The organism is Streptomyces sp. RKAG337 (assembly GCF_023701715.1).
Lineage (GTDB): Bacteria > Actinomycetota > Actinomycetes > Streptomycetales > Streptomycetaceae > Actinacidiphila.
Map to the genome: position 1 here is coordinate 4,798,979 of NZ_JAJOZA010000001.1, position 26,041 is coordinate 4,825,019.

The 26,041-nt window shown below is 71.5% G+C and carries 19 protein-coding genes, 1 tRNA gene and 1 pseudogene; 15 read left to right on the forward strand and 6 right to left on the reverse strand.

From position 1 onward, the window contains the following. The first annotated feature begins 56 nt into the window (after nt 1–56). The 3 genes from LNW73_RS21305 (at nt 57) to LNW73_RS21315 (ending at nt 3,526) form a co-directional block, all read left to right on the forward strand. Nucleotides 57–1,346 carry a citrate synthase gene (locus tag LNW73_RS21305; RefSeq protein WP_250990986.1) on the forward strand — a complete coding sequence of 430 codons (1,290 nt, stop codon included), beginning with the start codon at nt 57–59 and terminating at the stop codon, nt 1,344–1,346. A 452-nt stretch (nt 1,347–1,798) separates the two neighbouring features. Continuing rightward, nucleotides 1,799–2,548 carry an SDR family NAD(P)-dependent oxidoreductase gene (locus tag LNW73_RS21310; RefSeq protein ID WP_250990987.1) on the forward strand — a complete coding sequence of 250 codons (750 nt, stop codon included), beginning with the start codon at nt 1,799–1,801 and terminating at the stop codon, nt 2,546–2,548. Between the two features lie 219 nt (nt 2,549–2,767). Next, on the forward strand, nt 2,768–3,526 hold the full coding sequence (locus tag LNW73_RS21315) for a DedA family protein (RefSeq protein WP_250990988.1): 759 nt from the start codon (nt 2,768–2,770) through the stop codon (nt 3,524–3,526). Between the two features lie 237 nt (nt 3,527–3,763). Here the strand turns inward: LNW73_RS21315 and LNW73_RS21320 are convergent, their stop codons facing one another. Then, the gene (locus LNW73_RS21320) at nt 3,764–4,408 is read right to left on the reverse strand and encodes a TetR/AcrR family transcriptional regulator (RefSeq protein ID WP_250990989.1); all 645 of its coding nucleotides are present in this window, start codon (nt 4,406–4,408) and stop codon (nt 3,764–3,766) included. Nucleotides 4,409–4,525: 117 nt separating this feature from the next. Here LNW73_RS21320 and LNW73_RS21325 point away from each other — a divergent pair, with 117 nt between their 5' ends. Next, nucleotides 4,526–6,757: an MMPL family transporter gene (locus tag LNW73_RS21325; RefSeq protein ID WP_250990990.1), complete on the forward strand. Its 2,232-nt coding sequence runs from the start codon at nt 4,526–4,528 to the stop codon at nt 6,755–6,757. Between the two features lie 67 nt (nt 6,758–6,824). Here the strand turns inward: LNW73_RS21325 and LNW73_RS21330 are convergent, their stop codons facing one another. After that, a complete protein-coding gene (locus LNW73_RS21330; RefSeq protein WP_138355080.1) occupies nt 6,825–7,028 on the reverse strand; it encodes a helix-turn-helix transcriptional regulator in 204 nt (67 codons plus the stop codon). A 230-nt stretch (nt 7,029–7,258) separates the two neighbouring features. Here LNW73_RS21330 and LNW73_RS21335 point away from each other — a divergent pair, with 230 nt between their 5' ends. From LNW73_RS21335 to LNW73_RS21350, 4 genes and pseudogenes are all read left to right on the forward strand, one after another. Continuing rightward, nucleotides 7,259–7,846 carry an ArsR/SmtB family transcription factor gene (locus LNW73_RS21335; RefSeq protein ID WP_250990991.1) on the forward strand — a complete coding sequence of 196 codons (588 nt, stop codon included), beginning with the start codon at nt 7,259–7,261 and terminating at the stop codon, nt 7,844–7,846. A 47-nt stretch (nt 7,847–7,893) separates the two neighbouring features. Next, a pseudogene (locus LNW73_RS21340) lies at nt 7,894–8,109 on the forward strand (ABC transporter ATP-binding protein); the annotation flags it as partial. Then, nucleotides 8,109–10,655 (forward strand): ABC transporter permease, encoded by a 2,547-nt coding sequence (locus LNW73_RS21345; RefSeq protein WP_250990992.1) that lies wholly within the window; start codon nt 8,109–8,111, stop codon nt 10,653–10,655. The pseudogene LNW73_RS21340 and the gene LNW73_RS21345, both read left to right, overlap by 1 nt. Nucleotides 10,656–10,785: 130 nt before the next feature. Further along, nucleotides 10,786–12,300, forward strand: a complete 1,515-nt coding sequence (locus LNW73_RS21350; protein ID WP_250990993.1) for a cellulase family glycosylhydrolase — start codon at nt 10,786–10,788, stop codon at nt 12,298–12,300. A 23-nt stretch (nt 12,301–12,323) separates the two neighbouring features. Here LNW73_RS21350 and LNW73_RS21355 read toward each other — a convergent pair whose 3' ends face one another. Both LNW73_RS21355 and LNW73_RS21360 read right to left on the reverse strand, forming a co-directional pair. Then, nucleotides 12,324–12,740, reverse strand: a complete 417-nt coding sequence (locus LNW73_RS21355; RefSeq protein WP_250990994.1) for a CBS domain-containing protein — start codon at nt 12,738–12,740, stop codon at nt 12,324–12,326. Nucleotides 12,741–13,105: 365 nt separating this feature from the next. After that, nucleotides 13,106–13,181: transfer RNA gene (locus LNW73_RS21360), tRNA-Arg, on the reverse strand. A gap of 327 nt (nt 13,182–13,508) precedes the next feature. Between LNW73_RS21360 and LNW73_RS21365 the strand changes: the two genes are divergently transcribed. The 7 genes from LNW73_RS21365 to LNW73_RS21395 all read left to right on the forward strand — a co-directional run bounded on the left by LNW73_RS21365 (nt 13,509) and on the right by LNW73_RS21395 (nt 22,174). After that, a complete protein-coding gene (locus LNW73_RS21365; RefSeq protein ID WP_250980169.1) occupies nt 13,509–15,104 on the forward strand; it encodes a dynamin family protein in 1,596 nt (531 codons plus the stop codon). Nucleotides 15,105–15,109: 5 nt separating this feature from the next. Beyond that, the gene (locus LNW73_RS21370) at nt 15,110–16,837 is read left to right on the forward strand and encodes a GTPase (protein ID WP_374118149.1); all 1,728 of its coding nucleotides are present in this window, start codon (nt 15,110–15,112) and stop codon (nt 16,835–16,837) included. Nucleotides 16,838–17,096: 259 nt separating this feature from the next. Further along, on the forward strand, nt 17,097–17,501 hold the full coding sequence (locus LNW73_RS21375; protein WP_285391443.1) for a single-stranded DNA-binding protein: 405 nt from the start codon (nt 17,097–17,099) through the stop codon (nt 17,499–17,501). Between the two features lie 235 nt (nt 17,502–17,736). Continuing rightward, on the forward strand, nt 17,737–19,128 hold the full coding sequence (locus LNW73_RS21380; protein ID WP_250990996.1) for an LAETG motif-containing sortase-dependent surface protein: 1,392 nt from the start codon (nt 17,737–17,739) through the stop codon (nt 19,126–19,128). A gap of 246 nt (nt 19,129–19,374) precedes the next feature. Continuing rightward, nucleotides 19,375–21,039: an energy-dependent translational throttle protein EttA gene (gene ettA / locus LNW73_RS21385; protein WP_138355090.1), complete on the forward strand. Its 1,665-nt coding sequence runs from the start codon at nt 19,375–19,377 to the stop codon at nt 21,037–21,039. Then, the gene (locus LNW73_RS21390) at nt 21,039–21,491 is read left to right on the forward strand and encodes an acyl-CoA thioesterase (RefSeq protein WP_250975954.1); all 453 of its coding nucleotides are present in this window, start codon (nt 21,039–21,041) and stop codon (nt 21,489–21,491) included. Before ettA ends, LNW73_RS21390 begins: the two co-directional genes overlap by 1 nt. Further along, nucleotides 21,488–22,174, forward strand: coding sequence for a hypothetical protein (locus LNW73_RS21395; RefSeq protein ID WP_250990997.1), 687 nt, complete (start codon nt 21,488–21,490; stop codon nt 22,172–22,174). Before LNW73_RS21390 ends, LNW73_RS21395 begins: the two co-directional genes overlap by 4 nt. A gap of 81 nt (nt 22,175–22,255) precedes the next feature. On the opposite strand, the gene LNW73_RS21400 is transcribed toward LNW73_RS21395, so the two are convergent. After that, nucleotides 22,256–23,251 carry an ABC transporter ATP-binding protein gene (locus LNW73_RS21400; protein ID WP_250990998.1) on the reverse strand — a complete coding sequence of 332 codons (996 nt, stop codon included), beginning with the start codon at nt 23,249–23,251 and terminating at the stop codon, nt 22,256–22,258. Further along, on the reverse strand, nt 23,248–26,040 hold the full coding sequence (locus LNW73_RS21405) for an FtsX-like permease family protein (RefSeq protein ID WP_250990999.1): 2,793 nt from the start codon (nt 26,038–26,040) through the stop codon (nt 23,248–23,250). Before LNW73_RS21405 ends, LNW73_RS21400 begins: the two co-directional genes overlap by 4 nt. Between the last annotated feature and the right edge of the window lies 1 nt (nt 26,041).

Here is a 26,041-nt window from a genome sequence, read left to right on the forward strand (position 1 = left end):
GTGGACCTAGTCAGGGCACCTCGAAGAAGAGGCAAAACCGTCGGTGAGGGAATGACGTGAGCGACAACTCTGTAGTACTGCGGTACGGGGACAGCGAGCACAGCTACCCGGTGGTCGACAGCACTGTCGGCGACAAGGGCTTCGACATCGGCAAGCTGCGCGCCGACACCGGTCTGGTCACCCTGGACAGCGGATACGGCAACACCGCGGCCTACAAGTCCGCGATCACTTTCCTTGACGGTGAAGAGGGCATCCTTCGCTACCGCGGTTACCCCATCGAACAGCTCGCCGAACGTGGCAGCTTTATCGAGACCGCGTATCTGTTGATCAACGGTGAGCTCCCGACCGTCGATGAACTTTCCACCTTCAAGGGTGAAATTACTCAGCACACGCTGCTGCACGAGGACGTCAAACGGTTCTACGACGGCTTCCCGCGCGACGCCCACCCGATGGCGATGCTGTCGTCCGTGGTCAGCGCGCTGTCGACGTTCTACCAGGACAGCCACAACCCGTTCGACCCGGAGCAGCGCCACCTGTCCACGATCCGGCTGCTCGCCAAGCTGCCGACGATCGCGGCCTACGCGTTCAAGAAGTCCGTCGGCCAGCCGGTGGTCTACCCGCGCAACGATCTCGGCTACGTCGAGAACTTCCTGCGCATGACCTTCTCGGTTCCGGCCGAGGAGTACGAGCTCAACCCGGTCGTGGTGGGTGCGCTCGACAAGCTCCTGATCCTGCACGCGGACCACGAGCAGAACTGTTCGACCTCGACGGTCCGGCTGGTCGGCTCCTCGCAGGCGAACCAGTTCGCCTCGATCTCGGCCGGCATCAGCGCCCTGTGGGGCCCGCTGCACGGCGGCGCCAACCAGTCGGTGCTGGAGATGCTCGAGGGCATCAAGAACGACGGCGGCGACGTCGACGCCTTCATCCGCAAGGTGAAGAACAAGGAAGACGGCGTGAAGCTCATGGGCTTCGGGCACCGCGTCTACAAGAACTTCGACCCCCGGGCGAAGATCATCAAGGCCGCGGCGCACGACGTCCTCTCGGCTCTCGGCAAGTCCGACGAGCTGCTGGACATCGCGCTCAAGCTCGAGGAGCACGCGCTCAGCGACGACTACTTCGTCTCGCGCAAGCTCTACCCGAACGTGGACTTCTACACGGGTCTGATCTACCGGGCCATGGGCTTCCCGACCACCATGTTCACGGTGCTCTTCGCGCTCGGCCGGCTTCCCGGCTGGATCGCGCAGTGGCACGAGATGATCAAGGAGCCCGGATCCCGTATCGGCCGCCCGCGGCAGATCTACACGGGCGTCGAGCTGCGGGACTACCTTCCGGTCGAGTCCCGCTGACCGCAGGCCACAGGCGGCGCGGCAAGCGGCGGTGCATACCGCCGCCGACGCCGCGGCGCACAGTTCGCGGAGCATGAAGAAGCGCCCCGCGCTAGATCCCCCCACGGGTCCGGCGCGGGGCGCTCCCGTCCCCCGGATCGGATCCCCCCACGGGTCCGTACCGGGTGCTGGGTGACGCGCTATGCCGGGACGAGAAAGTCCGAGAGGGCCGCTCAAGCTCTCCGGGCACTTTCGCCCCGGCGACGCGATTGGGCCGTCCCCCAAGACGACCCGCTCTTTCATCCCACCAACGCTCCCCGGGAGCGTGGTGTTCCCCTCCATAGACCCACGAGTGGCGGTAATGGTTACGTTCCATTCGGTGTGATCTACGTCTCTTTCCGGACGCCCGCCCCACTCGCAGACCGAAACGGTCCATCCCGTAGCGTGCTGTCACTTCTCGAGGGGCGGAGCGCATGGCACAGAACGAGGCAGTGGGCCGGAACATCGTGGTGACCGGTGGCGGTACGGGCATCGGCCGGGCCATCGCGACCCGGCTCGCCGGGTCGGGGGACCGGGTCACGATCGTCGGCCGCCGCCGGGACGTGCTCCGGGCCACCGCCGAGGAGCTGCGCGGCGAGCACGGTCTCGACGTCACTCCTGTCGACTGCGACCTCGCCGATCCCGACGAGGTGGAGACGGCGCTCACCCGGCTTCCGGGCCGGGTCGACGTGCTCGTGAACAACGCCGGCAGCCGGGAGCCGGCGACCGGGCCGGGGCCGCACGGGGTGCGGGCCCGCTGGCGCGGGGACTTCGAACGCAATGTGCTCACCGCGGTGCTGCTGACCGAGTCACTGCGTGACCGGCTCACCACGGACGGCGGCCGGGTGATCACCGTGACCTCGGTCGCGGCGTTGCGCGGCGGCGGCTCGTACGGCGCCTCCAAGGCCGCCCTGCACGCCTGGAACCACTCGCTGGCGGCCCAGCTGGGCCCGCAGGGCGTCACCTGCAACATCGTCGCCCCGGGCACCGTCGCCGGCACCGAGTTCTTCGGCGCCCGGCTCGATGACGCGGAGCTGACGCGCCGGGCCGGCCGTACCCTCGTCGGCCGGGTCGGCAGGCCCGCCGATGTGGCGGCCGCCGTGGTGTTCCTCGCCTCGCCCGAGGCGGCCTTCATCACGGGCGAGATCCTGCAGTGCAACGGTGGCGAGCTGCTCGGCCGGTAGAAGGCGCACGGCCGGTGGGCAAGGCCCGAACGGTGCCCCGCGGTACTCCGGGCCCGCCCGATGCCCGGGTCTGCGACCACAGGTGGACCCGGACCGGTCCCTGAGGATGACCTGTTCCTGGCAATCCCCTGGGAATCCCCCCATCGGGACGAAACTCTCTTGCAGCGCTCCAGTCGCCCCTGCCAGCTTGGGGATACGGGAGGGAAGAGGGGCAGCCTCATGGACGTTGGACACTTCGTGTCGTCACTCGACTTCACCGCCGGTCTCGTCGAGCACCTGCGGGGTGGAAACGTTGTGTGGGCGTATGCGCTGCTGGCCGCCACCACGCTGCCGCCGCTCGTGCCCAACGCGGTGCTGCTCGTCACCGGCGGAGTACTGGCCGCCCAGGGCCGGCTGGACCTCACTCTCGTCCTCGTGGTCGTCGCGCTGAGCGCGCTGGCCGGGGACATGCTGATCCACCGCACCGGCCGGGCGGTGAGCGGCCGCGTCGTATCCCGTATCCACCGCAGGCCGCGCCAGGCCGCCCTCTTGCGATGGGCCGCGCTGCGCATACAGCGGCATGGGGTGCCCTTCGTCATCGCGGTGCGCTTCCTCCCGAGCGGACGCCTGATCGGCGGACTCGCCGCGGGCGTGGTCCGCTATCCGGCACGCCGGTACCTGGCCGGAGCGGGGGTGGCCGAGGCGGTGTGGGCCACGTACTCCGTCGGCGTCGGCTACTTCAGCGGCCGCGCGGCCTCCAACTCCCTGTACGCCGTCGGTCTCGGCCTCGGCGTGTCCCTGCTGGTGGCGGCCGTGGGAGTGCTGGCCCAGTGGGCCTCCAGGACCCGGGAGCGCCGCCAGGTGCCGGTGGCCGTTCCCGCTGCCCTTCCTGCCGGTTTCCCGGCCACCCCGGCCCCGGCGCTCGTTCCGGCTTCGGTCGCCAGACCGGAGAGCGTCCTGGACAAGGATTTCTGCGAGTCCGCCGGGCGGGGTCGCTAGCCAGGGCAACTAGGGCCTGTCCGGTCGATCTTGGGCGGCCCAGGCGTCGTCTGGTGCGGTGCCTCGCAAGGCGCCGGAGCGCCCGCATACCGGTTGTATTCGGGCGTTTCGGCAACGCCGCGAGGGGCCGTGCCAGGCGGCGAAGGGGCCGTTCGTGATCGGCCGGACAGGCCCTAGTCGCACGGGGCCTCTAGCCGCGCTGGAGCCGGCCGCCCGTGCTTCCGTGCCCGTTACGGCTCAGTGGTGGCCGAGCGGTGGGCGGGACTCGGTGCCGACGTACGGGGCCAGATAGCGGTACAGCAGGCGCTTCAACTCGTTGATGTACGCGTCCTGTTCCGGGCCCTCCTGCGCGACGACGAGCTCCAGTCCCGTCTTGAACATGGCGAACGCGATCTCGGCGATGCGGGCGCGGTCCGCGGCCGAGAGCAGCGGCGCGCGCAGCTCGATCAGCCGGTCGACGCGTTCCAGCAGCGAGGCGTGCAGCTGATCGTGCTCGTCGGTGACCTTGCCCGGTGTGTCGGGGCCCTTGATCAGGGCGAGGAAGGCCGGGTTGGCGCAGTTGAAGTCGATGAACGGGTCGACGATCCGGTCGATCATCTCGGAGAGCGGCAGGGCGGCGTTCTCCGGAGTGAAGACCAGGCCGTGGGCCTGCTGCATCTGCTGGATGAGCCGGCCGCCGAGTTCGACCGCGATGGCTTCCTTGTTGGGGAAGAACTGGTAGAGCGTGCCCGGGGAGACGCCTGCCTCGCGCGCGATGGCGTTCGTGCTCGCCGCCCGGTAGCCGGACGTGCAGAACACGCTCGCGGCCGCTTCCAGCAGTTGCGTCACCCTGCGCTCGCCGCGCGCCTGGCGACGGCGCGGCTTCTCCTCCACCTCGGACACGTGTAGGCCCCAATCATGATTGACAAACACGAGTGGTCGCTCGCATTCTTGAAAACGCGAGTGGCTGCTCGTGTTTTTCATTCTATGCTCGTTCTACGGGGAGGGGACACCTCAGTGATGCCCGATGTCAACCGCGAGCACGCCGTCGGGGGCTGGACCCGGGCGGTCACCGCCCGGCCCAGGCTGACGCTGCTGCTCGCGCTGCTCTTCACCGCCCTCGCCGTGGTCGCCGGCAGCGGTGTGGCGGACCGGCTGAGCGGCGGCGGGTGGGAGGCTCCGGACTCGGAGTCGTCCTACGCGACCAAGGCGCTGGAGGAGCACTTCCCCGCCTCGCAGCCCAATCTCGTCCTGCTGGTGGACAGCCGCGGAGCGGGCGTCGACAGCCCGCAGGTGGCCGCCGCCGGACGTGACCTGGCCCGCAGACTGGCCGCCGACCCCTCGATCGCCGGTGTCACCTCGTACTGGGCCACCGGAGCCCCCGAGTTGCGGGCCAAGGACCGTGGTGAAGCCATGATCGCGGCCCGGATCGTGGGCGGCGACGATGCGGTGGGCGCCGCCGTCGAGCGCATAGCGCCCGCCTACCGGGGCGTTCAGGGGGCGGTGGACGTGCGGATCGGCGGAGTGGCCGCGGTCCGGCACGAGCTGCAGAGCACCATCGAGGAGGACCTGCTGCGCGCCGAGATGATCGCGCTGCCGGTCACGCTCGTGCTGCTGGTGATGGTCTTCGGCAGCGCGGTGGCCGCCCTGCTGCCACTCGGCGTGGGCATCATCGCGATCCTGGGGACCAACGCGGTGCTGCGCCTCATCACGTCCTTCACCGATGTCTCCCTCTTCGCCCAGAGCCTGACCACGGTGCTGGGGCTGGGGCTGGGGATCGACTACGCGCTGTTCATCGTGCGCCGCTTCCGTGAGGAACTGGCGGACCGGGACGACCCCTTGGGGGCGGTGGGCGCGACGCTGCGTACCGCCGGCCGTACGGTGCTGTTCTCGGCGCTCACGGTCGCCGCCGCGCTCGCGGCGATGCTGGTCTTCCCGCAGTACTTCCTGCGCTCCTTCGCCTACGCCGGTATCGCGGTGGTGCTGCTGGCGGCCGGCGCCGCACTGATCGTGCTGCCCGCCGCACTGGTGCTGCTCGGGCACCGGGTCAACGCACTGGATCTGCGCAGGCTGTGGCGGCGACGGGTCTCCGCCGCGGAGCCGCGCGAGCCCGGAGCCGGATACGCGGCGCTCGCCCGGCTGGTGATGCGGCGTGCTCCGCTCTTCGCCATAGGTGCCACCGCGGGCCTGCTGCTGCTCGGACTGCCGTTCCTGCAGATCCAGTTCGGCACGGCCGACGATCGGCAGCTCCCGGCCGGCGCCGAGTCGCACGCCGTCCAGCAGCACCTACGCGACGCGTTCCCCGGCACTCCGGGCGGCGGCATCACGGTGCTCGCCGAGGGAAGCCCCGGTCAGGACGCGCTCGCCGGGTACAAGGCGAAGCTGGCCGCGCTGCCCGGAGTCGTCACGGTCGACGGTCCCTACGCCGCCCCTTCCGGCGGCCCGGCGTACCTCACCGTGCTGCCCCGGACCGAGGCCGTGGACGCGGCCACCCAGGACCTGGTGGGCGAGATCCGAGCGGTGGACGCCCCGTTCAGGACCTCGGCCACCGGCCAGGCCGCGGTTCTGGTCGATGCGCAGAAGGCCATCGCCGACCGCTTGCCCTGGGCGGTCGGAATGATCGCCGTCGTGACCCTCCTTCTGGTGTTCCTGCTGACCGGAAGCGTGGTGATACCGCTCCAGGCGGTGCTGCTCAACGCGCTGAGCCTGACCGCGATGTTCGGGGCGGTGGTCTGGGTGTTCCAGGACGGACATCTGTCCGGGCTGCTGGGGTTCACCGCGACCGGCAGCATCGAGACCACCCTCCCGGTGCTGATGTTCTGCCTGGCCTTCGGCCTGTCCATGGACTACGGGGTCTTCCTGCTGTCGCGCATCAAGGAGGAGTACGACCGCAGCGGTGACCATGAGGGAGCGATCGTCTTCGGCGTGCGGCGAACCGGCGGACTCATCACCGCGGCCGCGGTGATCCTCGCGGTCGTCATGGTGGCCATCGGTACCTCACGGGTGGCCAACACCAAGATGCTCGGCCTCGGTATCGCCCTGGCCGTCCTGATGGACGCCATGGTGGTCCGCACCCTGCTCGTCCCGGCCGTCATGCGGCTGACCGGTAAGGCCACGTGGTGGGCGCCGCCCGCGCTGCGCCGGTTCCACGACCGGTTCGGCATAAGCGAGGGCGGCGGCGGGGGAGTGGCGCCGGAGGCGGCTCGTGCCCCGCAGCGTGATCATGAGCGGGACCCCGAGCCGGTCCGGTAGTCGTTCGCCGGTCAGGAGCCGGTCGTTGTGGGTGGCGGTCTGAGTCCCGGCGGCCCGGGTACGGGTGTCAGTCGGGATCCCGGCGGCCCCGGTTACCGGGCCGCCGGGCACTCCAAGCTCGAATGGTGTCGGCATACCAGAAGGGTTTGCCGCTCTCCACGACGTCCGGAGCGGGCAGGTGCCCGTGCTTGCGATACGAGCGCACGGTATCGACCTGGACCCGGATATGTGCGGCGATCTCTGCGTACGACCACAGGGTTCGGTCGGTCATGTCACGCACCTCCCTACGGTGGGGTGGCTGTTGATCAGTAACCCTTGTCCTGTGAACGACATGCACTGACAGCCGCATGGGCCTGTTGATCGTTTGTGACACGGAACCCGCGTAACAGTGACAAACGTGGCAGATAGGTGACGATCAGCACCAGGGTGGGGCTAACCCCCGTAGCAATTCGCGGGGCGTCGCCAGTGCACAAGTGAGTGTGCACAAATCATTGTGTACTTATGCCGAAGCAACGACACATCAAGGAGATCGGCGATCTCGGGGCGCTCAAGGCGCTCGCGCACCCACGCCGCCAGCAGATCCTCGAACATCTGGCGCTGCACGGGCCGGCCACCTCGGCCACCCTCGCCCGCGCCCTGGACCTGAACACCGGAGCCACCAGCTACCACCTGCGGGAGCTGGACCGGCACGGCTTCGTCGAGGAGGCCGAAGGGACGGGACGGGGGCGCGAGCGCTGGTGGCGGGCCGCGCCCGCGGACCTGCGCTTCCCGCAGCGCTCCGAGCAGAGCGACGAGATGCGGCCGGTCGTCGACGAGATGAACCGTCTCGCGTTCGCCGCCGACCTCGCGCTCTTCGAGCGGTCCCAGCGCGAGATCGACGGTGTATGGGCGGACGGCCAGCCGTACTCCCGGGGCTCCATCCAGGTGACCCTCCCCGAACTGCGCGAGTTCTTCGAGGAGTACATCGCCCTGGTCAACCGGTACAAGCGAGCCGACGACGCACTGCCGGAGGGCGCGCGAAACGTGCTCACCCGGTTCCTCGCCTTCCCGGCACCGGCCGACGACACCACGAACGGGGATCCGTCATGAACACGCTTGTCACGGACACCGACCGCATCGCGCTCGCGCCGGTACGGCTGGCGGCCGTCACCGCCAAGGAGATCCTCGGCCTCCTGCGCGGCTGTGTGGACGGCACCGGTCAGACCGTCGTCATGGTCACCCACGATCCCGTCGCCGCTTCGTACGCCGACACCGTGCTCTACCTCGCCGACGGACGCATCGCGGGCCGTGACGACGAGCCCAACGCCGACCGGGTGGCCGGGCGCATGACGCACCTGGGGGCTTGGTCCTGATGCTGCACTACGCACTGCAGACCCTGCGGGCCCCCAAGGGCGGCTTCGCGGGAGCCTTTCTCGCCCTGTTCTGTGCCGCGGCGCTCGTCACCGCGTGCGGGGTGCTGCTGGAGACCGGCCTCCGGGGCGAGATCGCGACCGAGCGGTACGCGGCCGCACCGATCGTCGTCGGAGCCGACCAGAACGTGCACCAGACAACCGTCAAGGAGAAGAAGGGCAAGACCAAGGTCAAGAACAAGGCCAAACCGCTCGCGGAGCGGGCCTGGCTGCCGGACACCACCGTGCGGACCGTCCGCCAGGTGCCAGGAGTGCGGGACGCCGTCCCCGAAGTCACCTTCCCCGCCTACGCGGTGGGCCCGGGTGCGGACCGGAGCGGTCCGCTGAGCGGAAAGCCGTCCTTCGGCCACGACTGGGCCTCCGCCGTACTCACGCCCTTCACCCTCACCGAGGGCCGTGCCCCGCAGGCGGACGGCGATCTCGTCGTCGATCGCGAACTCGCCGCGCGGCTGGGCCTGAAGCCGGGCAGCAGTGTCACCGTCCAGTCCACCCGGGCCCCGCGCAGCTATCGCGTCACCGGCATCGCGGCTGCCCAGGACGGTGATCTGCGACAGCAGACCTCGCTGTTCTTCACCACCGCCGAGGCCGGACGGCTGGCCGGTCACCCCGGGCAGATCACCGCGATCGGGGTCCTGCCGGAACCCGGCGCGGACACCGGAGCCCTCGCCACGAACCTCGCCGCCGCCCTGCGGGGCACGAAGGCCCAGGTGCACACCGGAGCCGACCGCGGACCGGTGGAGTCCCCCGACGCGGCCATGGCCAGGATCAAACTGGTCAGCATGGGTGGCGCGATCGGCGGCACCTCACTCCTCGTCGCGGTGCTCGTGGTCGTCGGCACCTTCGCGCTGACCATCCAGCAGCGCTACCGGGAGATAGCCCTGCTGCGCGCCATCGCCGCCACCCCGAAGCAGATCCGCCAGCTGATCGGCAGGGAGGCGCTGCTGGTGGGCCTCGCGGCGGGTGCTCTCGGCTCCGTCGCGGGCCTGCCGGTCGCGTACTGGCTGCACGCCGAGTTCGTCGGCTTCGGCGCCGTGCCGGACACCCTGCGGATCGCCTGGAGCCCCTTCCCGATGTTCGCGGCCGTGGGTGCCGCGCTGCTCGGCGGCTGGTCCGCGGCCCGGATATCCGCCCGCAGGGCGGCCAGGATCCGGCCCGCCGAGGCGCTCTCCGAAGCCGCCATGGAGACCCGTATGTCCCCCTGGGGCCGGCTGCTCGCCGGCGGGCTGTTCCTCGCGGGCGGCATCGTCCTGCTCGTCGTGCTCAGCGGCCTGCGCACCGAACCCGCGTCCACGCCGACCACCTTCCTGACCGTGGTGGTCCTCGCCGTCGCGGTCTCCCTGCTCGGGCCGTTGCTGGCCCGGATCGCCGCCGCGGTACTGGCCGTTCCGCTCCGCGCCTTGCGTATCGGCGGCCACCTCGCCGCCGCCAACGTCCGTACCAACTCCAAGCGCCTCTCGGCGGCCGTCACCCCGCTCGCGCTGCTCGTCGGGATGACCTGCACCGTGATCTTCGTACAGACGACGATGGGTCATGCCGCCCAGCAGCAGGCCTCGGCCGGCAACCGCGCCCAGTGGGTGCTCGGCGCCACCGCACCCGGTGTGCCCGGCGAAGCCGCCGCGGCGGTGCGCCAGGTCCCCGGCGTCACCGCGGTCACCGAGGTCGTACGGACCAGCGTCCGGGTCGGCCTCTCGAAGTACACAGCGCAGGGCGTGACCCCCGCCGGACTGACGACGACCTGGGATCCCGACGTCACCCAGGGCACGCTTCAGGGGTTCGGCGACGGCGACATGGCGCTCAGCGAGGTGGCCGCCGACGGGCTGGGGGTCCGGCCGGGCAGCACCGTACGGCTCACCCTCGGCGACGGAACTCCCGTCGCTCTCAAGGTGACGGCCGTCTACGCCCGCGGCCTCGGCTTCGGCGATCTGACGATGCCCCACGACCTGGCGGCACGACATGTCGACAATCCGCTCGCATCGGCCGTCCTCGTCGCCACCGACGGTCGCGCGGACCGTGCGGCGCTCGGCGCGGCGGTCAAGGGCTTCCCGGGTGTCGCCGTCCTCGACCACGATCAGGCGGGAGCGGTCCAGGCCGAGGTCCAGCAGTCCAACGCCGAGGTCAACTACCTCGCGATGGGCCTGGTGCTCGCCTTCACCGCGATCGCGGTCGTCAACACCCTCGCGATGTCCACCGCCGACCGGTCCAGGGAGTTCGCGCTGCTGCGGCTCGTGGGCACCACCCGCCGGCAGGTGCTGCGGATGCTGCGGCTGGAGGCGCTGACGGTCGTGCTCGTCGGGGCGGTGCTCGGCACCGCGATAGCCCTGGCCACTCTGACCGCGTTCAGCCTCGGCATGACGGGAGCGGCGGCGCCGCGGCTCGACCCCGCCGGATACCTGCTGATCGTGGCCCTGGCGGCGGGTCTCGCCCTGCTCGCCACGGCCCTCCCGGCCCGGCTCGCGCTGCGGGTCCGGCCCGCCGAGGCGATCGGCTGACCGCGAAGAAGTCCCGGAAGAAGTCCCGGAAGGAGTCCGGGAAGAAGTCCGGTTCGAACACTTGCCCTTGTGATTGCTACCGGACAGTATCGGCAGCCATCCGTACGGACCCGAGCCTGAGAGGTGGGCCATGCGCCTGCGCCGTACCGCTACCGCACTCGCCGTCAGCGCCGCCCTCCTGGGCGCCGGAAGCCTCCCCGCCACCGCTCAGACCGGCCAGAGCCACCGTGTCGCTCAGAGCCACCCGGCGGCCCCGGTTGCCGCCGCTCCCCACCGGGCGGCGGCGAGCGCGGCGGCCGGCACCGTCACCACCCCCGACGGCCGGACCTATCTCGCCGACCGCCAGGGCCGCGCCCTCCAGTTGCACGGCCTCAACCTCGGCAAGACCGACACCGTCACCGAGGCCGGTATCGCCGAACTGGCCGCGAGCGGCTTCAACCTTGTACGGCTCAACATCCAGTGGCAGAAGGTCGAACCGCGGCGCGGCCACTACGACACCGGCTATCTGCGCTACCTCGGCCGGGTCATGGACTGGGCGGACCGGTACGGCGTCCTGGTCCTCGTCGACTGGCACCAGGACGTCTTCGGACCGGCCTTCGGTTTCAACGGCGTCCCCGCCTGGGCCACCCGCACCGACGGCATCCCCTACGAACCGCTGCCCGGCGACGACTGGTTCGCCAACTACTTCCAGCCGGCGGTCGGTGCGGCCTTCCGGCACCTCTACGACGACGCCGACCTGCGGGCCGCCCAGGCCGCCGCGTACACCAGGGTCGCCGCGACGCTGCGCGGCCACCGGTCCCTGCTGGGCTACGACCTGTTCAACGAGCCGTTCGGGCCGTTCACCGGCGACCCCACCGACCCGGCCACCCAGATCGAGAACTCCGCCGCGATGGAACGGGGCCGGCTCGCCGGCCTGTACCGGCGGCTGATCGCCGCCGTCCGCACGGCCGACCAGGACGCCTGGCTGTTCGTCGAGCCCACCGTCCTCATCGGCCAGGGCGTCCCCACTCAACTGCCCGGCTTCAGCGACCCACGACACGGCTCCGACCGCATCGGCTACGCCCCGCACTACTACGACACCGCCGTGGAGAACGGCGCCGACTGGGATCCCGCCGATGGGTTCATCGAAGCCTACGAAGCCGTCATCCGCGCCTATCCGGCCGCCCACAGGATGCCGGTCCTGGTCGGCGAATGGGGTCCCGCGAAGGCCACCGGCAGTGGCAACGCCGAGCTGATACGCCGCCAAACAGCGTCCATGCGCGGCTTCGCCACCGGCTGGGCCCTGTGGTACGACTGCCACGCCGCCGAAGGCGGTGGCTACTGCGCCTACGACGCCGACGGCCGACCCGCGCCCGGCAAGGAGCCGGTGTTCGCCGCCTACGCGCCGGCGATCGCCGGGACGCCCGGCGCGGAGTCCTACGACCCCGCCACCCACACGTACACCCTCGCCCTGACCACCACCGCGGTCTCGCGGAGCGCCTGGACGGAACTGCGGCTGCCCGCCACCGCGTTCCCGCACGGCGCCAGGGTGTCCGTCACCGGCGCCCGCGGCGCCCTCGTCCAGCAGGCCCCGGGCGAGGCGCGGATCCTGCTCCCGGCGACCCCGCCGGGGAGGCACGTGACGCTGACGGTCACGGCCCGTTAGAGCCGGGGCAGCCAGCGGGGCCCCTAGTCGGCGCGGATCGCCGCTGCCAGCCTTCCGGCCTCGGCCGCGCCCAGCTTGCGGGCGATATCGGCTTCGCTGATCATGCCGACGAGCGAGTCGCCGTCCAGCACGGGAATCCGGCGGATGCGCTTGTCGGCCATCGCGGCCACGACGCTGTCCGTGGTGTCGCCGGCCATGGCCGTCACGGGCTTCCCGTTCATCAGCTCGGCGGCCCGTATGGCCGACGGGTCATGCCCGATGGCCACACACCGCAGAACGATGTCCCGGTCGGTGAGCACGCCCCGCAGTCCGCCGTCCGAATCGGTGATGGCCAGCGCGCCGATGCCCGCATCCCGCATCCGCTTGGCAGCCACGTCCAGCGTCTCGTGTTCGGAGATGCTTTCCACACCCTTGTGCATGATGTCGCGTGCAGTCGCCACGGAAACTCCGTCCATCGCAGGTAAGCCCCCGCATTGACGCTAGGCGAGCCCGCCCCGCCCTGCATCCGGAGCCGCCCCCTGCTCGCCCACCCGGCTGGCGAACCGGTCACCCGCCCCGAAAGCCCCACCGGCCCATCCTTCGCCGACCACTGGGCCGAACGGGTGCCGAATGGGTGCCGGACGGACGCCGGCCGCGTCCCTACCGGAAATGTCGACACGTATGAGGTACGCCCGCCGGGAGCGGGCCAGCGACGTCGTACGCACTGGGGGGCAGCGACTCACGTGAGTCGCTGCCCCCCAGTGCGTACACAGGGCGCCGAACCGGCACGACCTGCGGAAAGGTTTCCCCGGTACGGGTGAAGCGGTGGTGCCCCCAGCAGGACTCGAACCTGCGGCCAAGTGCTTAGAAGGCACCTGCTCTATCCACTGAGCTATGGGGGCCGGACAGTGGCCGCGGCTGTCTCCGCCCCTGGGTGGTTCCGTGACCTGGCCGGGGTCAAGGATAGGGCGCGGTGGACCTTCTACCGGTTGCTTCACCTCCGTGACACGTTGTGGAGGTTCAGTGAAGCGGTCCGATAATCGCAGGCGGGTACGAATGCTGCACCGCTTTTTCCGCCTCAGTCGGCGGCCGTTGTGCACTCGTTATGCCCGGGTCTCGTCCGGCTCCCTTACCGCCGTATCGGGTGCGTGCAAGCCCAAAAGGCGTGAACTGGGCGGTATACGCTTCAAAAATGCGCCAAAATGGGGCATTCTGCCACTGTGGCGATCTTGGACGTACGGCCCGATCTGCTAGACGCGCTGTCCGCGCTGCGTGACCGCGTCGACGTCGCGCGCTTTCCGTTCCCACTTCCTGGAGCCGCGCGGGCCCGCCGTACCCGCCAGGAGCTGATCGCACAGCTCGACGACTATCTGGTGCCCCGGCTGCGGACCCCCGAAGCGCCGCTGCTCGCGGTGGTCGGCGGATCGACGGGGGCCGGGAAGTCCACGCTGGTCAACTCGCTGGTGGGGCGGCGGGTCAGCGAGGCGGGGGTGCTGCGTCCCACGACGCGCACGCCGGTGCTGGTGTGCCACCCCGCGGACCGGGCCTGGTTCGCCGATCCGCGGATCCTGCCGGGCCTGGCACGCGCCTGGTCCGCGCGCCCCGGGACGCAGGACGAGGACGGGGCCGCGGAGGGCGAACTGCTGCGGCTGGAGATCGATGACGCGCTGCCCAGGGGGCTCGCGCTGCTCGACGCCCCGGACATCGACTCGCTGGTCGCGCGCAACCGTGAGCTGGCCGCGGAGCTGATCTGCGCGGCGGACATCTGGATCCTGGTCACGACCGCGTCGCGGTACGCCGACGCGCTGCCCTGGCATCTGCTGCGCACAGCCAAGGAGTACAACGTCACGCTGGCCACCGTGCTGGACCGGGTGCCGCACCAGATCGCCGGGGACGTCGCCCGGCACTACGCGGCGCTGCTGACGAAGGCCGGGCTCGGGGACGTACCGCGCTTCACCGTTCCGGAGCTGCCCGAATCGGCGGGCGGCGGCGGGCTGCTGCCGCAGACCGCGGTCGCGGCGCTGCGCCAGTGGCTGGCGCACAACGCCGAGGACCCGGCCGCCCGTCAGCAGGCGGCACACCGCACCGTGGTCGGCGTCCTGGACTCGATGCGCGCCAGGATGCCGGCCCTGGCCTCGGCCTCGGCCGTCCAGCACGCGGCGGCGGTACGGCTGGCCCGTGGCGCGGAGGACGCGTACGCGGAGGCCGCCGAACGGATCGACGGCGCTGTGACGGCCGGGGTGCCGTTGGCCGGCGAGGCGCTGGCGCGCTGGCTGGAGTACCCGCACTGCGGGCGGGAGTCGCTGCAGTCGGCGCTCGCCGAGGGGCTCGCGACGCTGCTGCGCTCCGAGGTCGACGCGGCCGACGAACGGATCGCCGCCGGATGGCAGCGGGACCGTGCGGGGGCCGCGCTGCTCGCGGAGCCGGACGGGCGCCCGGACCGGGCGGCCGCCGCGGACCGGATCGACGCCGGGGTCGCGCGGTGGCGCGAGGGCCTCACCGACCTCGCGTACGCAGAGGTGCGGGCCGCCCGCGACGCGGATCGCGCCCCCGCCGACCCGGAGGACGCGGCGGCGCTGCTGGCCACCGTCCTGCTCGGCGGCCGGCGCGGGAGCGCCGCCGGCGAACGGCTCGCGGAGACCGTCGGCGCGCAGGCCGCGCTGCGGATGCGCGACCGGGCGCGGGAGCAGCTGGAGGACGGGGTCGCCGGGCTGCTGCGCGGTGAGTGCGAGCGGCGGCTGGCGCCCGTGGACGGCCTCGACGTGACCGCGCAGCAGCAGTCCTCGCTGATCGCCGCACTGTCCCTACTGCAGAAGGAAAGGTGATCGCGGTGGCTTCCACGGCAGGAACCGGCACGGGTGCCGCCAGCGGAACTGGCTCCGCCAGAGGAATGGGTGCCGGCGGTGGATCAGGCGTCGCCGGAGGAACGGGTGTCACCGGACGGAGCGGGGCCCGTTCTTCCGGGGGCTCTTCCGGAGCCTCGCGCTTCCCCGATCCGCTCGCGGCCCGGGTCGACGCGCTCGGGGAGCTGCTGGGGCTGTCCCGGACGCGCGTCAGCCCGGACGAACTCGCCGAGACCGGAGCGCTGTTGGAACGGCTCGGGGAGCGTCGGCGGCTGTCGCTCGACCACACGGTCGTCGCGCTGGCCGGTGCCACCGGGAGCGGCAAGTCGACGCTGTTCAATGCGCTCGCGGGACTGGAGCTGTCGGCGACGGGCGTCCGCCGGCCGACCACCGCCGCCCCCGTCTCCTGCTCCTGGGACCCCGAGGGCGCGGCCGGACTGCTCGACCGGCTCGGCATCGCCCCGCAGGATCGTTACGCCAGACGGAGTGTGCTGGACGGCGCCGACCGCGTTCCCGGGACGGACGAGCGGCTGGCCGGGCTCGTGCTGCTGGACATGCCGGACCACGACTCGGCCGCGCACGGCCACCGCGACCAGGTGGACCGGCTGCTGCAGCTGGTGGACGTGGTGGTGTGGGTGCTGGACCCGGAGAAGTACGCGGACGCCGCGCTGCACGAGCGCTATCTGCGGCCGCTGGCCGGCCACGCGGACGTCACACTGCTGGTGCTGAACCAGGTGGACCGGCTGCCCGGCGACGCCGCCGACCAGGTACTCGACGATCTGCGGCGGCTGCTGGACGAGGACGGCCTCGCCGTCGGCGAGCACGGCGACGCCGGCGCGGTGGTGCTCGCGGTCTCGGCGCTCAGCGGGGTCGGCGTGCCCGATCTGCGGGCCTGCCTCGGGCAGATCGTGGCCGAACGGGGGGCGGCGAACCGGCGGTTGGCGGCCGACGTGGACCGCACCGCCGGCCGCTTGCAGTCGCTGTACGTGGGCGAGGGCGCGGTGGGCCTGACGGACCCCGCGCGCGAGGACTTCGTCGACCGGTTGGCCGACGCGGTCGGTGTCGCGGGCGCCGGTGAGGCCGCGGAACGTGACTGGGCGCGCGCCGCGGAGGCGGCCTGCGGCACCCCGTGGGGGCGGTTGACCACCGATCGCCAGGGCGGGGCGGACCGGGTGGCCCGTGGGCCGGCCGGGCTCGCCGCGTCCCGTCCCGCGGTGGACGAGGCGGTGCGGGCGCTCGCGGACGACGCCGCCCAGGGGCTGCCCGTCCCCTGGGCGCAGGCGGTGCGGGACGCGGCGCGGCGTGGCGGCGAGGGACTGCCGGCGGCGCTGGACACGGCGGCGGGCCGCGCGGAGCCGGGGGAGCCGGAACGGCCCGCCTGGTGGTCGGCGGTGGGTGCGGCCCAGTGGCTGCTGATGAGCCTCGCGGTGGCCGGGGTGGTCTGCCTGGTCGCGATCGCCGTCGGTTCGCTCGACGCTTCGTGGTGGCTGCCGGTCGTCCTGCTCGCGGTCGGCGCCCTCGGCGGCCGGGCGCTCGCCTGGGCCTGCCGTATCGCCGCGCGCGGTCCGGCCCGCCGGTACGGGCAGGCGGCCGAGCGCCGGCTGCGGGCCGCCGCGGCGGACTGCGGCCGGGCGCGGGTGCTGGAGCCGGTGGCGGCGGAATTGCTGCGCTATCGCGAGGTGCGGGAGCAGTACGCGGTGGTGGCCGGGGGCTGAGGACGGGAGCCGGGCCCGGGGCCTGGGGGCGGGGGTCGGGCGCTGAGGCGCGGTGCCCCTGGACCTGCCCGGCGTCCCGGGACGGTACCTCGGGTCGGTACCCCGGGCCGGATTTCACTCCCAGGAGTGACGGAGATATCCACAACCGGCCGGTAATCCACAGATTCGGTCCGGTTTTTCCACGCCCCGTCCGGCTCGTGCACGATGTTCTCAGGGCATTCGGGAGCGGGAAATTCGGCGGCGGGGGGAGAGCGGGCGGATGAATGAGACGTCGGTGACGGTGGTGGGGAATGTCGTGACGCAGCCAGAATTCCGGGAGACCGCGACGGGGGTGCCGGTCATCCGGTTCCGGCTGGAGACGACGGCGCGTCGCTGGGTCGCGGAGCGGCGGGCGTGGAGCGAGGGCAGTACGAGCTTCTTCATGGTGCGCGCGTGGCGGACGCTCGCGGCCAATGTGCGGACGTCCGTCCAGGTCGGCGAGCCGTTGGTGGTGCGGGGCCGGCTGCGGGTCCGCGAGGAGGAGCACGACGGACGGTGGTATGTCGCCGCCGACATCGACGCGGTGGCGATCGGACATGATTTGTCCCGGGGGACGGCGGCGTTCCGCCGGGTGTCGGTGGTCCGGCCGGAACTCCTTTCGCCCCGACCGGTCGAGATGTCCTGAGAGGCCCGTTTGTGCGGCTTTATACGAGTGAGTGACATCGGTGACTTATCGACATTCTCATGACCATCCCTTAATCACATAACGATTGCGATTCGAATCGGTTATGGGAGGGGATTGTTGGTGGCCGCGATACCTGTGGTTCCTAGGATTCCTTCGGTACTGCGGGGGCCCGGATGCTCTCGGAGCCGCAGGCGAGGCCACCCTCACGACCCGGCTTCGCCCGAAGGGGAGTTCCATGTTCAAGATTCAGAGGCGAAGCGCTGCCCGCCTCGCCGCCGCGGGCCTGGCCACGGGTCTGCTCGCAGCCGGTGCGATATCCGGCGCGGGAGCCGCTTTCGCGGACGGCGGTGCCACCGCGGTACTGGGCGGTCTGCAGGCCGACAAGTCGGACGGCGTCGTCATCCACGAGGGTGGCAAGGACAAGGCCGTCAACGCCGGTCTGTTCACCATGGACGTCGGTGGCGGCACCATCCAGACGTACTGCATCGACATCCACAACCCGACGCAGAAGCACGCGAAGTACCAGGAGGTCCCGTGGGACTCCTCTTCGCTGCACAACAACGCTGACGCGGGCAAGATCAACTGGATCCTGCAGCACTCCTACCCGCAGGTGGCCGACCTCGACGCGCTGGCCCAGGCCGCCAAGTCCGGCCCGCTCACCGAGAAGACCGCCGCGGCCGGTACCCAGGTCGCCATCTGGCGCTTCTCGGACAAGGCTGATGTCGAGGCGAACGACCCGGCCGCCAAGAAGCTCGCCGAGTACCTGGGCAAGACGGCGACGGACACTCCCGAGCCCAAGGCGACGCTGACGCTCGACCCGCCCGCCGTCTCCGGCAAGTCCGGCGACAAGCTCGGCCCGGTGACGGTGCACACCACCTCCACCACGCCCGTGCAGATCCAGCCCGCCCTGGACGTCCCGGCCGGCGTGAAGATCGTCAACAAGTCGGGCAAGGCCGTCACCACCGCGAGCAACGGTGACCAGCTCTTCTTCTCCATCCCGGCGGGTGCCGCCGACGGCACCACGTCGGTGACGGCCACGGCCGTCACCCAGGTTCCGGTCGGCCGCGCGTTCACGGGCGTCGACAGCAAGAGCCAGGTCCAGATCCTGGCGGGCTCCAGCGCCACCACCGCCACGGCCACGGCCACGGGCACCTGGGCCAAGAAGGGCCCGATCCCGGCGGTCTCCGCCACGGTCGACTGCGCCAAGAACGGCGTCGACGTCACCGCCAGCAACAAGGGCGACGAGGCCTTCACCTTCGAGCTCGCGGGCAAGAAGTTCTCCATCGAGGCCGGCAAGTCGAAGACCATCACCGTCCCGGTGAAGGAAGACCAGAAGTACGAGATCACGATCTCCGGCCCGAACGGCTTCACCAAGACGTTCAAGGGTGTTCTGGACTGCAAGACGACCGGTACGCCCACCCCGGCGCCGAGCACCCCCACCACCCAGCCCAGCCCGGCCTCGGCCGGTTCCACCACCGGCACCACCGGCGGTGACCTCGCTCAGACGGGTGGCAGCAGCGCCACCCCGATGATCGCGGGCATCGCCGTCGCGCTCGTCGCGGTCGGCGGCGGCGCGGTCTTCTTCCTCCGCCGGAAGAAGTCGGCCGGAACTCCCGCAGGCCAGTAGCAGCGGGCAGTACCGCAGGCTGAAGTACCTGAAGTAACGGGGGCGGGACTCTTGGAGTCCCGCCCCCGGCTCGTTCCCGCCCGGTCCCCGCGAGCACGCGGCGGCCGGGCGGCGGCCGTCCCAGGACCCAGGGATCGGCGGAGAAGGCGCAGGCGGGGCCCTCTGACCTACTCGTTCGCCCGTCAGGGTGGACGTACGGCAAGATGGGGTGTATCTGCCCACACATCGATTGCCGGACGGTTTCTCTTGGCTGAGTACATCTACACGATGCGCAAGACGCGCAAGGCACACGGCGACAAGGTGATCCTTGACGACGTGACGCTGAGCTTCCTGCCCGGCGCGAAGATCGGTGTGGTGGGTCCCAACGGTGCCGGTAAGTCCACGGTGCTGAAGATCATGGCCGGCCTGGAGCAGCCCTCCAACGGTGACGCGTTCCTGTCGCCCGGTTTCACCGTCGGCATCCTGATGCAGGAGCCGAAGCTCGACGAGTCCAAGACGGTCCTGGAGAACGTCCAGGACGGCGCCGCAGAGATCATGGGCAAGCTCAAGCGCTTCAACGAGGTCGCCGAGCTCATGGCGACCGATTACTCGGACGCGCTGCTGGACGAGATGGGCAAGCTCCAGGAGGACCTGGACCACGCCAATGCCTGGGACCTCGACGCGCAGCTGGAGCAGGCCATGGACGCGCTGGGCTGCCCGCCCGGCGACTGGCCCGTCACCACCCTCTCCGGTGGCGAGAAGCGCCGCGTAGCGCTCTGCAAGCTGCTGATCGAGGCCCCGGACCTGCTCCTCCTCGACGAGCCCACCAACCACCTCGACGCCGAGTCGGTGAACTGGCTGGAGCAGCACCTCTCGAAGTACGCGGGCGCCGTCGTCGCGGTCACTCACGACCGGTACTTCCTGAACAACGTCGCCGAGTGGATCCTCGAACTCGACCGCGGCCGCGCGATCCCCTACGAGGGCAACTACTCCACGTACCTGGAGAAGAAGGCCACCCGCCTCAAGGTCGAGGGCCGCAAGGACGAGAAGCGCGCCAAGCGCCTCAAGGAAGAGCTGGAGTGGGTCCGCTCCAACGCCAAGGGCCGTCAGGTCAAGTCCAAGGCGCGCCTGGCCCGTTACGAGGAGATGGCGGCCGAGGCCGACAAGGTGCGGAAGCTGGACTTCGAGGAGATCCAGATCCCGCCGGGCCCGCGACTGGGCTCCATCGTCGTCGAGGTCAACAACCTCTCGAAGGCGTTCGGCGACAAGGTCCTGGTCGACGACCTCTCCTTCACCCTGCCGCGCAACGGCATCGTCGGCATCATCGGCCCCAACGGTGCCGGCAAGACCACGCTGTTCAAGATGATCCAGGGCCTCGAGCCCGCTGACTCGGGCTCGGTCAAGATCGGCGACACGGTCAAGATCAGCTACGTCGACCAGAGCCGCGCCAACATCGACCCGAAGAAGACCCTCTGGGCGGTCGTGTCGGACGAGCTGGACTACATCAACGTCGGCCAGGTCGAGATGCCGTCGCGGGCCTACGTCTCCGCCTTCGGCTTCAAGGGGCCGGACCAGCAGAAGCCCGCCGGCGTCCTCTCCGGTGGTGAGCGCAACCGGCTGAACCTGGCGCTCACGCTCAAGGAGGGCGGCAACCTGCTGCTCCTCGACGAGCCCACCAACGACCTCGACGTCGAGACCCTGTCCTCGCTGGAGAACGCCCTGCTCGAGTTCCCGGGCGCGGCCGTGGTCATCTCCCACGACCGCTGGTTCCTGGACCGGGTCGCGACCCACATCCTCGCGTACGAGGGTGAGTCCAAGTGGTACTGGTTCGAGGGCAACTTCGAGTCGTACGAGAAGAACAAGGTCGAGCGGCTCGGCGCCGACGCGGCTCGCCCGCACCGCGCCACCTACAAGAAGCTGACCCGCGGCTGATGGCCCGGCATATCTACAGCTGCCCGCTGCGCTGGTCGGACATGGATGCCTTCGGGCACGTCAACAACGTGGTCTTCCTGCGGTACCTGGAAGAGGCGCGGATCGACTTCATGTTCCGGCTGGCACCCGGTGAGGGCAGCACGTCGTTCACGGGCGGGTCCGTCGTGGCCCGGCACGAGATCGACTATCTGCGACCGCTGGTCCACCGGCACGCGCCGGTGACCATCGAGTCGTGGGTGACGAAGATAGGTGCGGCCTCGATGACCGTCGCGTACGAGATCAAGGACGAGGAGACCGTGTACGTACGGGCCTCCACGGTCGTGGTCCCGTACAACCTCGCGGAAGCGCGGCCGCGGCGGATCAGCGCGGAGGAACGGTCCTTCCTCGAGGCGTACCGCGACGAACCGCCGTCGACGGCGGAAGCCGTGGCAGAAGAGGCCGTCGCCGCATGACGCGGCTGCTTCTCGCCGGCGCCGGGGAGGCGGCGGGTCTCGCCGCCTTCCTGGGCCGGCTGGTCCGCTGGGACAAGGCCGCCGTGGTGCGTCTGCGTTCCACGGAGGGGGTGCTGGCCGTGTTCGGCCAGCCGCCCTTCGGCGGCGTGCTCGCCATTCGCACGGCCTCGCTCCGCCATGTTTTCGACCTCGATGCCACGGTCTCGGCGGGGCAGCTGCTGGAAGGCATCCAGGAGCACTCCGGGGACGCTGCCGAAGCCGGCGACAGCGGCGACTCCGTCGTCGTCCCGCCGTCCGTCACCGGCCCCGCATGGGCCGGGCTGCTGCCGCCGCGCGGCGGCTGGCAGCGGATCGCGGAGTTCGCGCCCGAGGACGTACGGGCCGCCGCGGAGCGGCTGGTGGGGGAGTTCCGCTCGCGCACCGAAGTGCTGGTGCCGGAACGGCGGACGCGGGCCGAGCTCGACGCGCTCGCCGAGGAGGTCTGGTCCCGGCCGGTCGGGGACACGGTGCTGCCGATGCGCGCCGTGCACGCGGCGCAATCCCTGGGTTTCCTGCGGGGTGGCCGCGACGAGCCGTTCACGCTGCTGACGGCGGGGGCCTGGCTGCGGCTGCGTACGCCCTACGGCTCGGTCGCCGTACGGCGCACCGCCCTCGGCTCCGGCCTGACCGTCACGCCCGTCTGACGGCCAGGGGTCACGTCCGCCTCAGGTACGCGGCAAAGCACCACGACGCACCACGACGCCTCACGCCCGCGAGCCGCTGGATCAGTCCTGCTCCGGCGGCGCCGGCCGGTCCGGCCAGACACCGATGTGGTCGGATTCCAGTTCCAGCAGGACCCGGTTCTCGATGGAGAGCGCCGCGGTGTAGTCGCGGGGGAGCTGCAGCCGTCCGGCGCGGTCCACGGTGGCGTACTCGCGGGCGACGACCGACTCCTGGCCGTGTTCGTCGATCTCGGTGTGGCGCAGCACCTCGGACGCCGTCCGGCCGTCCCGGATCGCGACCGTGCGGCGTACGGCGTCGGCGACGGCGTGGTCGTGGGTGACGACGACGACGGTGGTGCCGAGCTCCTCGTTGGCGGTCCTGAACGCGGCGAAGACCTGCTCTCCGGTGGCGGAGTCCAGTTCGCCGGTGGGCTCGTCGGCCAGCACCAGGGACGGGGAGTTGGCGAGTGCCACGGCGATGGCGGTGCGCTGCTGCTCGCCGCCGGACATCTGCCCGGGGTGCCGGTCGTGGCAGTAGCCGACGCCGAGCATGGTGAGCAGCTCCGTGGCGCGGGCGGCGTGCAGCCGCTTGGCGCGGAACCCGTCACGGCCTGACAACTGCATCGGCAGCACGACGTTCTGAGCTGCCGTCAGATAGGGCAGCAGGTTGCGGGCGGTCTGCTGCCAGACGAAGCCGACGACCTCGCGGCGGTAGCGCAGCCGGGACTTGGCGTCCATGTCGAGCAGGTCGTAGCCGCCGACGGAAGCCGCGCCGGCGGTCGGGACGTCGAGGCCGGCGAGGATGTTCAGCAGGGTGGACTTGCCGCTGCCCGAGGCGCCGACCAGGGCCATCAGCTCGCCCTTGGCGACGAGCAGGTCCAGGCCCTGCAGCGCCTGGACCTCGACGCCGTCGGCCGTGAAGATCCGTACCAGCCGGTCGCAGCTGATGAGCGCGTCCTGCCCGTAGGCGGGCCGCTCGCGGCGGGCGGCCGCCCGCTGTTCCAGGTCGGCCAGGGTGGTCGTGGCGCCGCCGGCGCCGCCCTCGGTGGTGTGGGTCATGAGCGGTCTCCTACTCTCAGGTCCGTACTCTCTCGGCGCCGTCCGGTCACCCAGACCTGCGCCAGCAGCACCACGCAGGCCAGTGCCAGCAGTCCGAACGAAGGCAGCGCCAGCGAGAGCGGGTCGACGCGCAGCCCGAGGCCGGCCGGTGCGGTCGTGCCGGGGTCGCTGCCGAACGCCAGCGCGGTGATGTCCACGCCGGGCCCGAGCAGCGGGATCACCGCGAGGCCGACGAGCACGCCGCCGATCGCGGCCAGCAGCGCCTGCGGCAGCATTTCCAGGAACACCAGCCGTCGCCCGTCGCGCCGCCCCATGCCCATCGTCCGCAGCCGGGCGAGCAGCGCGGTGCGTTGGGGTGCGGCCTGGAGCAGGGACAGCAACAGCGCGAGCGCGCTGTAGCCGGCGCCGCCCGCGACCGCGGCGAGGTAGATGCCCCGCGCCCCGGTCTGCAGGGCCGAGTCGGCGAGCACACCGCGCTGCTCACTGAGCAGGGCCACGAACATGTTGGAGCCGGTCCTGGCGGTGGCGGCGCGCAGCGCCTTGCCGTCGATCGGACCGTCCGCGGTGACCATCAGCACGGTGGGGCCGGTGTACTGGCTGTAGTTCATGTCCGGGTGGCGCTTGGCGAGTTGCGCGGACGAGACGATCACGAAGTCGGCGTTGGGTGCCGCCGGGGTGAGGTCCAGCACCGCCGCGGCCCTGATGTCGGTCGTTCCGATGGCGGGCTCCACGGGGACGGTTCCCCCCGCGAGCTTCGCGGCGACGTTCCGGGAGACCACGGCCGGCATCGGGCCGGTGCCGTCGTCGTGCAGGAGGGCGTCGGCGGGGAAGTCGGGCAGACCGATGGAACGGGTCAGCGCGGCGTACGCGACCGGGTCGACGCTGACCAGGCTGTACGGCATCCCGAAGCCGGTGGTGGAGGCGCTGGGCTCGATGCGGACGCCGAGGGTCCTGGCGACGCCGGGCACCTGCCGGACGGTCGCCGCGAGCTTCTCGGGCAGGACGAAGTTGGCGTCGATCCTGGCGTCGGCGCCGATGGCCGCGCGGGCCGCCACGTCCCGGCCGTCCGCGACCCCGGCGAGCACCGATCCGCCGAACGAGGCCACGGTCAGCGACATCAGCAGCGCCAGCAACGGGAGTTGGGCGCTGGCCGGGGAGCGGCCGGCCCGGGCCAGGCCGAGATGGGTGACGGCGCCGGTCAGCCGGGCCGCGGGCCGGGCCAGCAGCCGCAGGGGCAGCGGGTACAGGCGCAGCAGGATCAGGGCGGCGGCGATGGCGACGAGGACGGGGGCGGCCGCCAGGAACGGGTCGGCGCCGCTGACGGTGCCCCGCCTCCGCAGGGCGGCCACCGCGCCGATGACCAGGACGGTGACCGTGAGCTCGGCCACCGTGCGGCGCCGGGAGGGCCGGGCGGCGGCCACGTCCTCGCGTGCGGCCGGGCGCGGCCGGCCGTGGGCGGCGACGGCCCGCAGCGGCAGCGCGAGCGAGGCCGTCACGGCCACGGCGGACCCCAGCAGCACGGACAGCAGGTACCGGTCGGTCGGCAGCAGGACGAGGGCGAGCGCGATTCCGGCGAGCGCGGCCGGCACGGCGGCCGCCGTCGTCTCACCGAGCAGCCGGCCGACCATGCCGCGCAGGGAGCCGCCGCGCGAGCGCAGCAGGGCGAGTTCGCCGCGCCGCCGCTCGGCCGCGAGCCCGCCGGCCATGAGCAGGACGGCGAACGCGGTGGCGCCGACACCGATCGCGGCGACCAGGACCAGCGGCAGCGCCGCCGTCCGGTCGCGTTCGTAGGAGGTGAGCAGCCGGCCGAGCCCGGTCGTGGTGTGGAGGTAACTCGCGGTGCCTTCCTGCATGGCGGTCGCGGCCGGGCCGCTGTCGAGCGAGGCCAGCTGCGTCTGGAGTGGGGCCACGTCCTGGGCGGTGAGGCGGCTGGTGTCGACCGGGTGGTGCCAGTAGAAGGACGCGCCCTTGCCCAGACTGAGCAGCGCGGGTGCCGCCTCCGGCGCGATCAGCACGGTGAAGTGCCAGTAGAACGTGGGGTACTCGCCGGGTTTCGGGGGAGGGGACGTCAACTGGGGGGTGAGGACGTCCTGCTCCTCGTTCCAGTACGCGCTGCCGGGATCGGTGGGCGCGATGACGCCGGTCACATGGACGGTGAACGCCCTGCCCAGGGTGCTGAGGTGGATCTCGGAGCCCGGACGCAGACCCATCACCTTGGCGGTCTGCTCGGTGATCGCCGCATCGGCCCGGTCCATCCCGCCCGACGCGTCGGCGGGAGCGGGGCCGCGCGGCATGCTGCCGGCCACCAGGCGGGAGTGCTGCTCCAGACCCTGCTGGGCGACGAGGTCGGTCTTCGGGTTCAGCGCCTTGGTCGGCCGGGGGAGCGCGGGATCCAGCGCCGCGGAGTCGCTGCCGGTCCTGATCCCGATCACGGACTGGCCCGGCTGCAGCCGCAGAGGCGGCTGTACGAGCTTCTGGAACTCCGACTCCACGCCGGCGAGCCACTCCGGCGCGAACCGCGACGTGTCACCCGCGCCCTCCGCACCCGACGAGGAGTCGCTGAGGCTGAGGGTGCGGTCGCGCAGCTTGGCGTCGGCGAGCGAGCCCCGCAGCGCCTTGACCTCGTAGCGGTCCACCGCGCGCGGCAGCGCGGCCGCGAGGAAGGCGGTGACCAGTACGAGCAGGGCCATCGCGATGGCGGCGGCCGGAGCGGCGCGCAGCCGGACCCGCACCCAGGAGAGCGCGGCGGGCCGCGGAGCCGCCGGGAGACCTTCGGTCCCGTTCGTCATG

Bases quoted from the DNA above. Each gene is read 5' to 3' on its own strand.
- LNW73_RS21310 (WP_250990987.1), top strand. From the start codon at position 1,799: ATGGCACAGAACGAGGCAGTGGGCCGGAACATCGTGGTGACCGGTGGC.
- LNW73_RS21315 (WP_250990988.1), top strand. From the start codon at position 2,768: ATGGACGTTGGACACTTCGTGTCGTCACTCGACTTCACCGCCGGTCTC.
- LNW73_RS21325 (WP_250990990.1), top strand. From the start codon at position 4,526: ATGCCCGATGTCAACCGCGAGCACGCCGTCGGGGGCTGGACCCGGGCG.
- LNW73_RS21330 (WP_138355080.1), bottom strand. From the start codon at position 7,028: ATGACCGACCGAACCCTGTGGTCGTACGCAGAGATCGCCGCACATATC.
- LNW73_RS21335 (WP_250990991.1), top strand. From the start codon at position 7,259: ATGCCGAAGCAACGACACATCAAGGAGATCGGCGATCTCGGGGCGCTC.
- LNW73_RS21345 (WP_250990992.1), top strand. From the start codon at position 8,109: ATGCTGCACTACGCACTGCAGACCCTGCGGGCCCCCAAGGGCGGCTTC.
- LNW73_RS21350 (WP_250990993.1), top strand. From the start codon at position 10,786: ATGCGCCTGCGCCGTACCGCTACCGCACTCGCCGTCAGCGCCGCCCTC.
- LNW73_RS21375 (WP_285391443.1), top strand. From the start codon at position 17,097: ATGAATGAGACGTCGGTGACGGTGGTGGGGAATGTCGTGACGCAGCCA.
- LNW73_RS21380 (WP_250990996.1), top strand. From the start codon at position 17,737: ATGTTCAAGATTCAGAGGCGAAGCGCTGCCCGCCTCGCCGCCGCGGGC.
- LNW73_RS21390 (WP_250975954.1), top strand. From the start codon at position 21,039: ATGGCCCGGCATATCTACAGCTGCCCGCTGCGCTGGTCGGACATGGAT.
- LNW73_RS21395 (WP_250990997.1), top strand. From the start codon at position 21,488: ATGACGCGGCTGCTTCTCGCCGGCGCCGGGGAGGCGGCGGGTCTCGCC.
- LNW73_RS21400 (WP_250990998.1), bottom strand. From the start codon at position 23,251: ATGACCCACACCACCGAGGGCGGCGCCGGCGGCGCCACGACCACCCTG.
- LNW73_RS21405 (WP_250990999.1), bottom strand. From the start codon at position 26,040: ATGACGAACGGGACCGAAGGTCTCCCGGCGGCTCCGCGGCCCGCCGCG.